Source organism: Petrocella atlantisensis (genome assembly GCF_900538275.1).
Taxonomy (GTDB): domain Bacteria; phylum Bacillota; class Clostridia; order Lachnospirales; family Vallitaleaceae; genus Petrocella; species Petrocella atlantisensis.
In genome coordinates this window covers 916,558-931,094 of record NZ_LR130778.1, presented here as the reverse complement: position 1 = coordinate 931,094, position 14,537 = coordinate 916,558, and the positions used below count along the sequence as shown (strand labels likewise).

Annotated in this window: 13 protein-coding genes; 8 read left to right on the top strand and 5 right to left on the bottom strand. The window is 36.2% G+C overall.

The window, feature by feature from the left end:
• Window positions 1-13: 13 nt before the first annotated feature.
• Together PATL70BA_RS04410 and PATL70BA_RS04405 are read right to left on the bottom strand one after the other, a co-directional pair.
• Entirely contained in the window at window positions 14-964 is a 951-nt protein-coding gene (locus tag PATL70BA_RS04410; RefSeq protein ID WP_125136249.1) for an ABC transporter substrate-binding protein, read from the bottom strand.
• Between the two features lie 18 nt (window positions 965-982).
• A complete protein-coding gene (locus tag PATL70BA_RS04405; RefSeq protein WP_125136248.1) occupies window positions 983-1,735 on the bottom strand; it encodes a polysaccharide deacetylase family protein in 753 nt (250 codons plus the stop codon).
• 243 nt (window positions 1,736-1,978) lie between these two features.
• Between PATL70BA_RS04405 and PATL70BA_RS04400 the strand changes: the two genes are divergently transcribed.
• The 3 genes from PATL70BA_RS04400 to PATL70BA_RS04390 all read left to right on the top strand — a co-directional run bounded on the left by PATL70BA_RS04400 (window position 1,979) and on the right by PATL70BA_RS04390 (window position 5,429).
• Entirely contained in the window at window positions 1,979-2,584 is a 606-nt protein-coding gene (locus PATL70BA_RS04400) for a hypothetical protein (RefSeq protein ID WP_125136247.1), read from the top strand.
• 274 nt (window positions 2,585-2,858) lie between these two features.
• Window positions 2,859-4,502, top strand: coding sequence for a glutamine--tRNA ligase/YqeY domain fusion protein (locus tag PATL70BA_RS04395; RefSeq protein ID WP_125136246.1), 1,644 nt, complete (start codon window positions 2,859-2,861; stop codon window positions 4,500-4,502).
• 87 nt (window positions 4,503-4,589) lie between these two features.
• Window positions 4,590-5,429 (top strand): DUF2225 domain-containing protein, encoded by an 840-nt coding sequence (locus tag PATL70BA_RS04390; protein WP_125136245.1) that lies wholly within the window; start codon window positions 4,590-4,592, stop codon window positions 5,427-5,429.
• Here PATL70BA_RS04390 and PATL70BA_RS04385 read toward each other — a convergent pair.
• The gene (locus tag PATL70BA_RS04385; RefSeq protein WP_125136244.1) at window positions 5,419-5,691 is read right to left on the bottom strand and encodes a DUF1294 domain-containing protein; all 273 of its coding nucleotides are present in this window, start codon (window positions 5,689-5,691) and stop codon (window positions 5,419-5,421) included. The two genes, PATL70BA_RS04390 and PATL70BA_RS04385, sit on opposite strands and share 11 nt — an antisense overlap.
• A 192-nt stretch (window positions 5,692-5,883) precedes the next feature.
• Between PATL70BA_RS04385 and ppk2 the strand changes: the two genes are divergently transcribed.
• Both ppk2 and PATL70BA_RS04375 read left to right on the top strand, forming a co-directional pair.
• A complete protein-coding gene (ppk2, locus tag PATL70BA_RS04380; protein ID WP_125136243.1) occupies window positions 5,884-6,699 on the top strand; it encodes a polyphosphate kinase 2 in 816 nt (271 codons plus the stop codon).
• Between the two features lie 302 nt (window positions 6,700-7,001).
• Window positions 7,002-8,030 carry a 3-deoxy-7-phosphoheptulonate synthase gene (locus PATL70BA_RS04375; protein WP_125136242.1) on the top strand — a complete coding sequence of 343 codons (1,029 nt, stop codon included), beginning with the start codon at window positions 7,002-7,004 and terminating at the stop codon, window positions 8,028-8,030.
• Between the two features lie 570 nt (window positions 8,031-8,600).
• On the opposite strand, the gene PATL70BA_RS04370 is transcribed toward PATL70BA_RS04375, so the two are convergent.
• Complete coding sequence (locus PATL70BA_RS04370; protein ID WP_125136241.1) at window positions 8,601-11,804, bottom strand: DEAD/DEAH box helicase; 3,204 nt, start codon at window positions 11,802-11,804, stop codon at window positions 8,601-8,603.
• A 144-nt stretch (window positions 11,805-11,948) separates the two neighbouring features.
• Between PATL70BA_RS04370 and PATL70BA_RS04365 the strand changes: the two genes are divergently transcribed.
• Window positions 11,949-12,410 carry a DUF188 domain-containing protein gene (locus PATL70BA_RS04365; RefSeq protein ID WP_125136240.1) on the top strand — a complete coding sequence of 154 codons (462 nt, stop codon included), beginning with the start codon at window positions 11,949-11,951 and terminating at the stop codon, window positions 12,408-12,410.
• Here PATL70BA_RS04365 and PATL70BA_RS04360 read toward each other — a convergent pair.
• Complete coding sequence (locus tag PATL70BA_RS04360; RefSeq protein ID WP_125136239.1) at window positions 12,394-13,113, bottom strand: DUF6062 family protein; 720 nt, start codon at window positions 13,111-13,113, stop codon at window positions 12,394-12,396. The genes PATL70BA_RS04365 and PATL70BA_RS04360 overlap by 17 nt on opposite strands.
• 139 nt (window positions 13,114-13,252) lie before the next feature.
• Here PATL70BA_RS04360 and PATL70BA_RS04355 point away from each other — a divergent pair, with 139 nt between their 5' ends.
• Together PATL70BA_RS04355 and groES are read left to right on the top strand one after the other, a co-directional pair.
• Complete coding sequence (locus PATL70BA_RS04355) at window positions 13,253-14,101, top strand: DNA-3-methyladenine glycosylase family protein (protein WP_125136238.1); 849 nt, start codon at window positions 13,253-13,255, stop codon at window positions 14,099-14,101.
• A gap of 141 nt (window positions 14,102-14,242) precedes the next feature.
• Window positions 14,243-14,527, top strand: a complete 285-nt coding sequence (gene groES, locus PATL70BA_RS04350) for a co-chaperone GroES (protein ID WP_125136237.1) — start codon at window positions 14,243-14,245, stop codon at window positions 14,525-14,527.
• Window positions 14,528-14,537 lie beyond the last annotated feature (10 nt).

Sequence of the window (14,537 nt, the reverse complement as noted above, 5' to 3'; positions counted from 1 at the left end):
GCTTAACCAACCATTATTCTATATAAGAAAAATCCGTAAGAGCATCAAAAGAATACAATTGACCAATTTGTTCTTTTTCTTTGGTCCATTCAATAATATCATCAAATTGTTCTATGCTTATTTGACCAGCATGTTGAAAGACGTCCTCTTGATTGGATAAGTAGTCATTGATGGCTTCCGGAAATTGATAATTGGCCAGTATGTCACTGTATGCATTGACATCAACTTCGTTCATATAATCTATGGCTTTATTATAGCCTTCATAGAAGGCTTTTACATCTCCCGGTCGACCTGAGAGTACAGCATCAGTGAAGATGAAGGCCCCACCTTTAATACCTGCTGTCTTAGAACTACCAAGTAAGTGCGCACCATTTTTAACCAACATACCGGCTTGAGGCTCTGTGAAAACAACACCATCAATTTGATCAGACATGAGTGCTTCTGCTCTACCTGCAAATGAAGGAATTTCGATGATATTATAGGTGATTTCATTTTCAGTTGCAAAAGTGTCCATAATATATTCTAGAATGAAGTTGGGTACAAGAGAGACTGTTCTACCGTCTAAATCTTTTATGGTAGTAATAGAAGAATTAGGTGAAGCTAATATTTTGAAATCCTCTCGTATGTCAGAGGTGATTTTCATAGGTATACCACGATCTACAAAAACAGCAGCTGTCATAACATCACCGATTGTACCGTCAATCTCTTTGGCTTGAACAGCAACATTTCTATCGTTTGGTGATGTAAATGTTTTTATTGAAATATTGACACCGATTTCTTCAAAAAAGCCTTTTTCTTTTGCTATAATGATAGGGATGGAGGCCTCAGCCGGAAGAATTCCGATGTTTAAAACTTCGCCTGTAGGTGATAAAGCCGTCGAAGTACCGGAATCCGTTTCTTTAGAACAACCAAAGAGGATGGACAGTAGAGTAAGTAGCATCAGTAGTAGGATTGGTTTTTTCATAATGTTCTCCTTTATTGTTTATGCATTCAGAATTGTCTTGAAAGTCGGTAAATCCATGAAGTAAGGAATCACGGTTCTTTTTAATAAAAGTGGATTCATCTCCCGTGTGTTGGTGCCATTAGCGCTGGTAAAGGCCAATTTGAATTTCTTTTCTTTAAGTAAAGCGATATTGGCATCATTATAGAGGCCGAAGGTATAAGCAAATACTTGAGGAGAAGTAATTAAAGTGTTGGCGTTACAACGGTCCAAATCTTCTGAGAATTCTAAGTCACTTGAAACCATCGCTTTATTTGTTGTCGGATTAAGTCGTATATGAAAATCGTGTGTATGGTTGGCATACTCAAATACATCCCCCATATCCTTAAGACTTTCAGTGGTGAGACAAATAGATTTATCTTGATTGAAGGGTTCCGGTTCATCATTTAACCAACCGGTAACAACAAAAGCAACAGCATTAAAGTTATATTTTTTTAAGACAGGATAAGCATAATACCATAAAGATTGATAACAGTCATCAAAAGTAATTAAGACGGATTTCTCGGGTATTTCTGCATCGTTATAATAGTAGGCCATGACTTCAGGAAGTGTTAATGTATGGTAATTTTGTTCGTATAGATACAGCATTTGTGCTTCGAAATTCTCTAAAGTAACAAAAAGCATGGAAGGCAACAGATCTGAATAATTTTGTTTGACCTTTATGGGGGATGGTGCATCCGGTCGTAGTGAAAGACGCTCCCTGATTTCGTGATATAGTAAGGTGGTAAAAGACATGATTTTGCGCCTCCTAATTAATGTCGTACAGGACCTAGTAGCAACTAAAAATTATAGCATATTCGTCATTATAACACCAGAAGTTAAAATCTGCCCAACAAAGATATAATAAATAAATAGCGTTAAAAAAGTGACTAAAGTCATCAAAGTAATGACTTTAGACAATAGTATTGACCTGCCAGATGTGGGATAATGGTCTTGTGGAGAGATTGTAAAATAATTATCAATCTAGTGGGAGGCATTATGATTTTTACTGAGTTTATATTTTATGGTGCTATATTCTATGGTGTCATATTCCTGTTGATTGTAATTAACAGCATGATACATATATTCAATATTGAAAAACATAATAAAGTAAAAAATCATTTGGCGGTTCTATGGATTGGTAGTCCAAGGACCCAATTGCTCATGATCTTCATGATTGTAACCAGTCTAATCACCGTTTTTAACTATTATCAGGTTAAAAGCTTTAATGACGTGATTGCCTCTGAGCATACAGCTAGTATTTTTACTTTGAAGGTTAGCAAAGGACAACATGAAGCTTACTGGATTAAAGATCCTGCAGTCATTCATGATATTGTAACAACACTTGAGGAGACCATGTATATTCCCTCGTTTAAAGAATCAACAACAATCACTAAAAGCCCGACTCTTGGAGGCGATATTACTGTGGAGTTCTTAGCCATGGAGATGTTAGATTCTATAACCATTAGCAACAATGGTATTATATATAATAATAGAACAGGACAAGCCTATGATGTATCAGGTATGAATCTTTTTGAATGCATACATAATAGCATAGATTATGGCATCCAAAGTGAATTAGAACAAATGAATAGATTATTTTAGCTAGAGTAAAAGTCCATCAATAATGGAATCATATAAAGTAGCAGTCGACGAGAAATAACGTGGATTGTTACTTTTTTTGATCTCAGAGAGGCATGATTTGACACATTGGTCTTTCCTTGTTAGAATTGTAAAGACGTTTATGAAGACTTCATGCTTTCAAAATCTTAAGACCTATAGTATAATAGGAATGCTACAGAGCAATAGAATCGTCAATAATAATTGAGAATGAATCAGCAAAAGCTGAAAAAAATATAAATGGCTAAGGAGTCAGTATATGAGTGAAAATGTTGCATTGAATTTTGTCGACCGATTGGTTTATGAGGATAAAGAAAATAGAAAAATTGACAAAGTCGTTACCAGATTCCCCCCTGAGCCAAACGGTTATCTCCATATTGGAAGTGCTTATGCCATCAATATTAGTTATGGTATTGCACAAAAATATGGTGGTCAGTTTAATTTAAGATTTGATGATACCAATCCTATGAAAGAAGATATGGAGTATGTCCATGCTATTATGGAAGATATGGCATGGCTTGGTTGCGATTATGGCAAAGAGGCTTTCTTTGGTTCGGATTATTCTAAACAGATTTTTGATTATGCCATTGACTTAATAAATAAAGGCAAAGCATATGTGTGTGATTTGAGCATGGAAGAAATGCGAACTTACCGAGGCACTTTGACGGAAGCAGGTAAGAACAGTCCGTATAGAGATCGATCACCAGAAGAAAATCTAGAATTGTTTAAAGAGATGCAACTTGGTTTGATAGATGAAGGTGTACGTGTCCTTAGAGCTAAAATTGATATGGAAAGCCCTAATCTTATTCTTAGGGATCCGGTTATATACCGTGTATTAAAAGAAAAACATTATAGAACAGGTAATGAATGGTGCATTTATCCAATGTATGATTTTGCCCATCCGATTCAAGACTATATTGAAGGTGTCACCCATTCCTTGTGCTCCAATGAATTTATTAACCATAGGCCTTTGTATGATTGGGTGCTAAGTGCTCTTGAACTGAAAGGTATTTTACCAAGACAAATTGAGTTTGGACGCTTGAATCTTACCGGCGTTGTGACATCGAAGCGTTACCTGAAGCAATTGGTGGACAGTGGTATATTAGATGGTTGGGATGATCCTAGATTACCAACCATTAAGGGTCTAAGACGTCGTGGTGTTACGAAGGAAGCGATATTTGATTTTGTAAATGAAATTGGTGTACCCAAAACATCAACGACGGTAGACTATAAAATGCTAGAGCACTTTGTAAGGCAAGACTTAAAAGAAAAAGTAAAATGTCTAATGATGGTGCAAAATCCTTTGAAAGTAGTTATAACCAATCTCGAAGAAACAGAATATGTAGATGTGGATAACCATTTTTCTAATCCGGAATTCGGTTCAAGAAAGATACCATTTAGTAAAGAACTTTATATTGAACGAGAGGATTTCTGTGAGCAACCACCCAAGAAGTTCAAGAGATTATCTCCCGGAGAAGAAGTTCGATTGAGATCGGCATACTTTATAAAGTGTAATGAAGTTATAAAAGATGATCAAGGTGAAGTAGTAGAGCTTCGTTGTACCTATGATGTTGCAACCAAAAGTGGATCAGGTTTTAACGAAAGAAAACCAAAAGGTACGATTCATTGGTTAAGTGCATTAGACGCCACTAGATGTACGGTTAGGTTATATGAAGATTTATTTTTAGAGGAGCCAAGTGACGATCAGTTAATTGAATCCATTAATATGAATTCAAAAAATGTATATGATAATGCCCTTGTTGAAGGATCAATCTTGAATTTTATTTCTCAAGGAGAGAAACGCTTTCAATTCATTCGCAACGGGTATTATGTTGTTGATAAACTCACAAGCAATGAGCAATTGGTCATGAATCAAATTGTTTCATTAAAGAGCAATTTCTGATTTTATTTATAGGACTTAGGTCAGGTATGATGCCTGAAAGTATGCTGGTTTGGCTGTAACCATGAATGAAACAATAAGGAGCTTATAATGGAATCGATATTTTCAGATTTAGGAGCTTTTGGACTAGACAGTGATCAACCCTTAGATTTTAGTGGTCAATCCAAAGAAGAAAAACCGGTAAAAAAAGTGGTGACAAGAAAGAAGACAGAGCAACTGGTATTTGATAGAAAAATCAAATGTCCGGTTTGTGACCATGAATTTTTATCAAAAACAGTGAAATCAAGTATCAATAGATTTGAGAAAACCAGCCTGACATTACGCCCGATATACTCGAAAATCGATCCATTAATCTATGATGTTATTCAATGTAATGCGTGCGGTTATGCGGCACAAAACACAACTTTCAACAAAATTTCCGAGCGACAAATTAAGACCATAAAAGAGCAAATAGCATCCAAATTCATATCAAAGGATGAACCTACAGACTATAGTTATAAAACGGCTTTGATTAAAAATAAGCTTGCATTATATAATGCTATTGTCATGGGTTCTAAAAGCGTCAACAAGGCATATTTGTGCCTTAGAATTTCATGGATTATTGACGGGTATTTGGAAACAATAGAAGACGACAAAAAAGAGGCATTAACCTTAGAACGCCTCAATTTTGTAAAGAATGCCTATACAGGTTTTCTTGAAGCTTACGAGACCATCAGTTTTCCGGTGTTTGGCATGAATCAACCAACCTACTATTACTTATTAGGTGTTTTGGCCTATGAACTAAGCGACTATAGCCATTCAAAACGTTGGCTGTCGAAGGTAATGGTGGCTGAGGGTAGCCATCAGAGATTAAAAGACAAGGCTCGGGATGTTAAAGATTTGGTGAATCAAAAAATTAAAGAAGAAAAAGAAGCATCTTCTAGTGAATAAAAGCCATGTAAAGACTGATGAGAATCAGTTGGACAATAGCGAAAAATGGAATGCCGACATAAAATTTAGGCTTTTTAACTTTGTGTCGAAAGAGTTTCATGCCCAGAAAAGAGCCAAATGGACCCAACATGGAAAGACTTAATAATCGTTTCTCAGAAACACGCCATTCATTATTGACGGCCTTAATTTTATCAATGCCATAAACAGCAAAGGTAATGCAATTAATAACTGCAATTGTAATTAATAGGAAGTTGTCAATCAAAGTTGTTGCTCCTCTCAATAAATCTAAATTGATTATAGCGAATTCATATAAAAAAAGCAAACACTATGAAATAAAAAATGAGACTACAGTGATATAATCACACTAAGTCTCATTTTTATTGTTTTATTGGTATAGATAGTATGTTAAAATATGAATAACAGTAAAATATGTTTAAGTATGGGGGGTTAGGTTTTGAGTGATAAGAAGAAAAAAATATCCAATAAGGTGTATTTGAAAAAGCTTGATGAACTTCAAGTGGAATTGGTAAAATTACAGGAGTGGGTAAAAGCAAAAGGACTTAGGGTTGTTGTGGTTTTTGAAGGTAGAGATGCCGCAGGAAAAGGTGGTGTCATCAAGCGTATAACAGAAAAACTCAATCCTCGTGTCTGCAGAGTCGTTGCCCTTGGTATCCCAACTGAAAAAGAGAAGACCCAGTGGTACTTTCAAAGATATGTACCTCATCTTCCGGCTGCCGGAGAAATTGTGCTTTTTGATCGTAGCTGGTACAACCGAGCCGGTGTAGAACATGTCATGGATTTTTGTACTGAAGAAGAATACCAGGAGTTCTTAAGAAGTGCCCCTGAATTTGAAAAAATGCTCGTACGTTCAGGTATAACATTGATCAAATACTGGTTTTCAGTCAGTGATGATGAACAGGAAAGCAGATTCCAAGATCGTATCAATGATCCTACAAAACGATGGAAGATTAGTCCCATGGATGTGGAATCTAGAAAATTTTGGGTAGAGTATTCCAGAGCAAAAGATACGATGTTTGCTTATACAGATATTAAGCAAGCGCCATGGTATGTGGTGGATGCAGATATTAAAAAGCATGCCCGTATCAATTGTATATCTCATCTCTTAAGTAAAATCGATTATCAAGATTTAACACCGGAAAAAATCAAACTACCGGAGAGACAAGAAGAGACCAATTATATTCGACCACCTTTTGAAGAACAGACATTGGTTCCCGATGTTGCCAAAACTTTAATTAAAGAAAAATCCTAAATATAGTCTATAAAAGTTCTAGCCGATTGGTATAGAACTTTTATATTTTAGTCGATCATCTAGCTAAAAGGTAGTCATTAACTTTTAGGTGTAAGAATTATTTAGCTGAATTGAAAACGTCAATAAACAAGTAAATAAAAGAAAAAGCAGATAAAAAATATAACAATACCTTAAATCATGAAATAATCCTTGTCAATATGGCCCGTAGTCATTATAATAATGGAAATTGAAAGATTAAGAACAAAGAGGCTCAATGCAGTATTTATCAACAGATTATGCAAATGAGGAAATGAGGAACTGATATGAGTTTTAATTTTGTACAGGAAATACCATCATCACAAGATATCATCAAGATGTTACCTTTGTCTGAAAAGGGTCAAGAAATAAAAGCTGAAAGAGACCGAATCATTAAGAATATATTTGAAGGTAAAGATTCACGTTTTATTTTGATTATTGGACCATGTTCTGCAGACAATGAAACGGCTGTCATTGACTATGTGAAACGCTTAAGTCACATACAAAAAGAAGTAGAAGATAAGATTGTTATCATTCCAAGGATATACACCAACAAGCCAAGGACAACCGGTGAGGGCTATAAGGGGATGGTACATCAACCGGATGCCAACAAGGAATCGAATATGGTAGAAGGCATTAAGGCCATCAGAAATCTACATATAAGGGCCATAGAAGAAGCCGGTCTGTCTTGTGCCGATGAAATGTTGTATCCGGACAATTATGCCTATCTTGAAGACGTACTCAGCTATGTTGCTATAGGAGCAAGATCTGTAGAAAACCAACAACATCGTTTGACCGTTAGTGGCTTGGAAATTCCATCAGGTATGAAGAACCCAACCAGTGGTGATTTGTCGGTAATGTTAAACGCCATAAAAGCAGGTCAGATAGAGCATACATTTATTTATAGAGGATGGGAAGTGGCAACAACTGGGAATCCCCTTACTCATTCTATTATGCGAGGGTATGTTGACCAATATGGTAGAAGCTTTCCGAATTATCATTATGAAGATATCCGACACCTCATTAAGTTGTATGAAGAAAGAGCGTTACAATTTCCGAGTGTAATCATAGACCTTAATCATGCCAATTCAAACAAACATTTTGAAGAGCAACCCAGAATTGCTTATGAAGTTATAAGAAATCGCCATTATGATGCTGACTTTAAGAAGTATGTTAAAGGTTTGATGATAGAAAGCTATATCGAAGAAGGCGCTCAAGAGATCGATGGGGGCGTTTACGGGAAATCCATAACAGATCCATGCTTAGGATGGGATGCTTCTGAAGCACTGATAAGAGAAATTGCTAGGAAGTTATAGGGGTTAATGGTGTAACATATTATTCAGAGAATAAGGTTAACGCTTGTCTTTTAGTAATAGATGAGCGATTAGCTGTACTCTAGGTTATAATCGTAGATATAACACACAGCTTTTCCTCGCCTTACACTTCGTACGGTCGTCGGAAAAGCTATGTATCACATCTACTCGGTAATACATCGTCATTTCGTCAATAAAAAGCACTGCTCAATCATCCTTCCCTTTTTACATCCATGTAAAAATGAAGGACGTTCTACATCCATGTAGAACTGTGATTGATCAGCGCTTTTTCTTTCCTTATTCGGTTCCGCGAATGCTTAATTTCTATAAGCCTAAATTCGTATATCTCATATGATGCGTTGAAGTAACCAGAAAACCTAAATTAGCCAACATCGACCATGAAGTTCCTGGAAGCAGTGTGTATGGTGGAGCAAGTTAGCATGGATGCTGACCGTCGACTTTTGGTGCATGGATGCACCAATCGGAGACCGTAATCATACACACTGTGGAAGGGTTTTCATGGGACAAACTTTATTACATTTATTCTCCTGCTATCTCATAACCTAAGACAACTTATTTTGGTTCTGAATCAAAAAGATTTTGAAGTTCATGGGCGGTTAATTTATTAATGAACGTCTCACCAGGCTTAATAACATGTTCAATTAGATTTTGTTTCTTCTGTTGCAGTGTGAATATTTTTTCTTCTATGGTACCGGCAGTGATCAATTTGTAGACTTGTACACATTTTTTTTGACCGATACGATAAACACGGTCCGTTGCTTGATTTTCAACAGCTGGATTCCACCAAGGATCAACATGAATAACAACATCTGCACCGGTTAGATTAAGCCCTGTACCACCGGCTTTTAGGGAAATCAAGAAAACACTGTGAAAACCTGTATTAAAATCATGAACCATTTCCTGTCGTTTGTTAGGTGGTACGGAACCATCAAGATAATAGGATTCTATTTTATGCTTATCCAGTAAAGTTTGTATCATACCTAGCATGGAGGTGAACTGAGAGAAAATCAACATGCGATGACCACTTTCAATACTATCGATGACCAATTCTAACAGTAAGTCCATTTTTGAGGACCCATGATTATACTGATCAATGAACAATGAAGGATGACAACAAATCTGTCTTAAACGCATAAGAATAGATAATATTTTCATATTTTTCTGACCACCGGATAAATATTGTAAATGCTCCATTTCCATTTTTGCTTTTTCAATGTAAGCCATATATATTTTTTTCTGATGTTTATTAAGCTCTATAGTGACTTTGGTTTCAATCTTGGGCGGTAGTTCCTTTAACACATCCTGCTTGATACGCCTGAGAATAAAAGGGGCAATCATCTGATTCAACTGCTTTAGACAATGATGATCGTTGTCTTTGGTGATGGGTTTTTCATAGGTTTTAGCAAAATAATTTGCATTACCGAGAAAACCCGGTAAAATAAAATCAAAAATAGACCATAACTCAGTCAGAGTATTCTCAATTGGTGTACCGGTCAAGGCAAAACGGTGCAAGGCATTAATATGTTTGACGGCAATAGCATTTTGAGATTTAGGGTTTTTGATATGTTGTGCTTCATCAATAATACAAAACATAAAAGTCTGTTTGTAATGGGGTAAGTCTCTTTTAAGTGCGCCATAGGAAGTGATGATAATTACATCATTACAAAGGGTTTCAATTTGCTCAATACGTTCATTTTTATTACCGGAGATGACAACGGTTTTCTGATTGGGTGCAAACTTATGAACCTCCTCTTCCCAATTATAGAGCAGAGATGTGGGTGCAATAACTAGAGAAGGCAGATCAGAAACATAACTGGTCATAAGTGTAATCGCTTGTAGTGTTTTACCAAGTCCCATGTCATCTGCTAGAATACCGCCAAGTCCATAAGAGGTTAGCGCACTAAGCCATCGATAGCCGGTTTTCTGATAGTCCCTTAATATGGCGTCAAGATGATTAGGAACCTCAATTAGATAGGTTTCAGGATTTTGAATCGCATTTAAAAGCTTTTTATAAGCTTGGTTGTAGTGAACGGTTTGTGTGCTGCTCATAAGATGATCCAAAAAGAAGGCATGGTGGCCGGGGAGTCGAAGTGTGTTATCATCTTGTGTGGCATCCAAAAGTGTATAATGACTATCTAGGACACTCATTTGATGTGCCAAAGTGTCCTGTATCTTGAAAAAGCTACCATCGGACAATTTGAAGTATCGCTTTTTTTCCACAATGGCTTTTAAAAGTGTGAAGATTTCTTCTTGACTGATACCTTCCATCTCAAAACTTAGATCCAAAAGATTAGAACCGCTGTTGTAGGACACAGAAGCACTGAGCTGTTTTTCTGATCTTAAGTAGATGTCTTTAAACGAATCCGAGTAGTAGAGGGTCCCAAGTTTTTGAAGACGAGGTAGAATTTGGTCAATAAAGTAAAATTGGTCATCTTCGGTAGCAAAAGTTAATAGACCTTGATTATCTATTTGATGATGGGTATCTTTGAGCAATGCCCGAATACGTTGCTCAGTACCTAATTGCCTGAATATGATTTGGTCATCCGGTTCAGGTTCGGATTCTGGATAGAGGCCAAATTCATAAGGACCATAGATAAAGAATACTTTGAGTTTTAGTTGTTCCATATCTTTATCCAAGTAGATTTTTGCCTCCAATGGATAGCGCAATACTTTTTGAGCGACAGTTGGTTCAAGGGTTACATAACCTATCATTTCAAGAACGGGTAGGATTTGATTCATGAAATTGTGGATATGGTCATGTTGAATATCTAAGGACTTATCGATAAAGTGTTTATAGAAGAGTTTGAATGCCTCGGCTTTTATGGCGGACAAACAACTGATCTGATTATTATAAAAGGCATACGAATAATCCTCTGTTAATGGAAAATAGATATCATAGGCATTTACAGAGACATTATAATGACCGTTCTCTTCCATCAAGAAGAGGTCAATTTCTAAATGGTCTATAATGACTTGGTCTTTAAAAAGCATACCATCATAATCTAAGTTAAAAGGCTTGTGTTTTAGAAGTTCTAACAACCGTTTTAAGTAAGCGTCTGGCAAGATTTGATAGGATGCTTTAATAGGTGTGGACACTAGGCTTTGATGCTTTGGTAATAGAAAAAGACGTGTTTTATAAAAATCATGGAGCAAGACGATAAGTTTATAATCTTCGTCAGTGAAGGTGAAAGTCTGAGGGTCATAAGTTAATGTTTTTGATATAGCATAGATATGTTTCTCCATAACTGCATAGACGAAGGCTTCAATATTCTTAACCACATAGGTTTGAAAAAGACCAACCTTAAGAGAGATGGCGGACTGAAGGGTATTGTGATAAGCATCTTTTGGATGCAGATTCACTTCTAGATTTAGTAGTGCCAGTTGATTGTCGGATGTAGGAGAAATCAGGACTTGTTCAAATGACTGAAACATTTTTAAAGTTTGATTTTGGGTAAGATCGAGGGTCAAAGACTCTTTTTTATAAAGTATATATAACAAAGACGCTAGGGTGTGTATACAAGGTTGGGAATCATAGCAAGTACACCTTGAACGCTTGAAAGTGCCGGTATCCGAATAGAAAGATAAATTAAGCTCAAACTGTTCATCTTTTAAATCTTTTAAGATGATATGAAAACCATTTTTTGAGCTGGCTTCAATACTGAGTATATTATTTTGTTGATGAATCATAAAGCCGGATTTGAATTTTCGATCATTACCGGCAAAAGTTTTAATCCATTGTAAGGTAAGTTGTATCATATCGGCACCTGCTTTTTTAGAGTTTTGGTATAAGAGACTTGGTTGCAATGTCAATGAAATCCTATATAATAAAATCAAGATAACATTCTAATTTAATCAATACACAATGGGACAAAAAAGTCCCTTATTATTAACAGCTCTTTTATGAAAGGAAGTCATATGGTCGTTAGAGTCGATGGAGATGCTTGTCCAGTCAGGGCATCTATCTTACAGATTACAAATAAACACAAGGTAGAAACCATTATATACACAGATGTAAATCACGAGTTTTCTTATGAAACAACCTGTGTCATTACCGTGGATCAAGGCATTGATTCAGTGGATTTAGCCATCGTTAAAGACATAAAAGTTGGTGATGTTGTTATTACCAATGATTACGGATTGGCATCTTTGGTATTAGGCAAAAAAGGATATGCCATGGATGCAAACGGTAGAGCCTTCACCCTGAACAATATTGATCAGCTTTTGTTTGAAAGACACATGCACAAATCCCTTAGAATGATGAAAAAAAAGCATAAGGGCCCCAAAAAAAGAGATCGGCATGCTGATGTACTGTTTAGAGAAAACTTTGAAGCCTTGTTACTACAGCTTAAGCCTTATAGCTAGAAAGCTTTTGAATGCTTCTGCTTACAGCATCTTTTGATTGCTTCCAAGGTTCTTTTTCATACCTATAATCAAATTTGGTGATGAACCATTCAAGATCTTCTATAACACGGTCATAGTTGGTTTGTTGAATCCTAATCAGGTCAGCTTGAAAGGCTTGGAAGTCTTTATCCTTTAAGACATGGTCACCAATATCGTAAAGATGGCCAAAATGCTTTATGCAAAAGCCTTTAGAAGACGTAAACAGTACACGAAAAGATGGATCCTTTTTCCAGAGGTAAAAAAAAGTATCCATGTATCGGTCCAAAAAGTCCTGAATCCGGTCACATATGTAGCACTGGTGTACCAGATGATCAGTAAAGTCTTTAACAGGACTGAGTGTTGCCCGTTTACCTATCTTTATGCCTTTTGCTTTACTGGGTTGCATCAAAGTCCCTTCAAGATCTTGGCGTACCCTCTTCATATGTGTTTCAAGTATCAAAGCCATACCTAAACGGTTTTTTTCATTGAAGAGTTTGCCGTAGTGTGAAGGACAAAAACCGGAGATGTTGGTGTGATCTCTGATATCGACATCCATATATGAAGGGCCTAAGACAAAGTCGATAGCATTTTTTTCGAGGCCATCAAACAGATAGCAAAAAGGGCATTCACAATCGCTGTTAAATGCATCTATGATGGGTATAGTATAGATTTCTTCTTTAGACATAAAAACCACCTTAATCTAACAGAATAGATGTTGATAAACCGAATTTGAGGTATAATAAATACATAAAGCCTATTACATCAGTATAACATAGCGGTAAGGAAGTTGCATCCATTTCCATGTTTGGAATCGAGGTGGTAAAATGATAGAGATTCTAGTAGATGATTGCTTTTTGATAGGTCAGATATTGGAATGTGGACAAAGCTTTAGGTATAAACATATTGAAAACAATATCTACGATATTATAGCCTATGATAAACGTCTCAGAATCAATCAAGTAGGCAAACACGTCTATATGGACTGCTCCATAGAAGATTATAATAGCTTGTGGGTGAGATATTTTGATATGGATAGGAACTATGAACAGATCCAATCGATTTTAGTTAAAATGGATCCGATTCTGAAGAAAGCAGTCATAGAAAAAAGAGGGCTTAGAATTTTGAGACAAGCACCTTTTGAGATGTTACTTACTTTTATATTGTCTCAAAACAAAGCCATCCCTCAGATCAAAGTCCTAGTAGAACGTCTATGTGAAACCTATGGTCAAGTTGTTTTAGATCAATATGGCACCTATTATACTTTTCCAACCGTTGATAGGCTTGTAGATGTATCCGTAGAAGATTGGAGACGGTTAAAAGTTGGTTTTAGAGCCCCTTACCTATATGATGCCATACAAAAAGTGGCACAAGGGGTGATTGACTTTATAACCATTGAGAAAATGCTTGATAACTCAGCGCGAGATCGGCTTATGGAGATTAGCGGTGTCGGCCAAAAAGTTGCGGATTGTATTTTGTTGTTTGCATTCGGGAGAATTGAAGTATTTCCGCTGGATGTTTGGGTAAGACGTATGATGACCCATGCATATTTCAATGATCAAAATGTTTCAGATCAGATTATACTTGAATTTGCAGACAGGTATTTTAAAGGCTTTGGTGGGTTGGCGCAACAATATCTTTTTTATTATGCAAGAGACCATCAAATTGGTAAATAGACCCTAAAAAATTAATTAGAATGCAGGATTTTTTACTTGCATATCATGAATTTTTTTGGTAATATAAGAACATGATTTAGCACTCTCCAATACAGAGTGCTGATAAAAAGTTAATTCTTTTAATGAAAGAGGAGGAATATCATGAATTTAAAACCATTGAATGATCGTGTTGTTTTAAAACAGCTTAAAGCTGAAGAAAAAACCAAGTCCGGTATTGTGTTGCCAGGTCAAGCACAAGAAAAGCCACAAGAAGCTGAAGTTGTAGCCGTTGGCCCAGGTGGCAACGTGGATGGTAAAGAAGTTACCATGCAGGTTGTTGTTGGTGATAAAGTTATTTACTCAAAATACGCAGGAACAGAAGTCAAACTAGATGGTGTTGAGTATATTATTGTAAAACAAAACGATATACTGGCAGTTTTGGAATAGAGGAGGTTCA

Bases quoted from the DNA above. Each gene is read 5' to 3' on its own strand.
- PATL70BA_RS04410 (WP_125136249.1), bottom strand. From the start codon at position 964: ATGAAAAAACCAATCCTACTACTGATGCTACTTACTCTACTGTCCATC.
- PATL70BA_RS04405 (WP_125136248.1), bottom strand. From the start codon at position 1,735: ATGTCTTTTACCACCTTACTATATCACGAAATCAGGGAGCGTCTTTCA.
- PATL70BA_RS04400 (WP_125136247.1), top strand. From the start codon at position 1,979: ATGATTTTTACTGAGTTTATATTTTATGGTGCTATATTCTATGGTGTC.
- PATL70BA_RS04395 (WP_125136246.1), top strand. From the start codon at position 2,859: ATGAGTGAAAATGTTGCATTGAATTTTGTCGACCGATTGGTTTATGAG.
- PATL70BA_RS04390 (WP_125136245.1), top strand. From the start codon at position 4,590: ATGGAATCGATATTTTCAGATTTAGGAGCTTTTGGACTAGACAGTGAT.
- PATL70BA_RS04375 (WP_125136242.1), top strand. From the start codon at position 7,002: ATGAGTTTTAATTTTGTACAGGAAATACCATCATCACAAGATATCATC.
- PATL70BA_RS04370 (WP_125136241.1), bottom strand. From the start codon at position 11,804: ATGATACAACTTACCTTACAATGGATTAAAACTTTTGCCGGTAATGAT.
- PATL70BA_RS04365 (WP_125136240.1), top strand. From the start codon at position 11,949: ATGAAAGGAAGTCATATGGTCGTTAGAGTCGATGGAGATGCTTGTCCA.
- PATL70BA_RS04360 (WP_125136239.1), bottom strand. From the start codon at position 13,113: ATGTCTAAAGAAGAAATCTATACTATACCCATCATAGATGCATTTAAC.
- PATL70BA_RS04355 (WP_125136238.1), top strand. From the start codon at position 13,253: ATGATAGAGATTCTAGTAGATGATTGCTTTTTGATAGGTCAGATATTG.
- groES (WP_125136237.1), top strand. From the start codon at position 14,243: ATGAATTTAAAACCATTGAATGATCGTGTTGTTTTAAAACAGCTTAAA.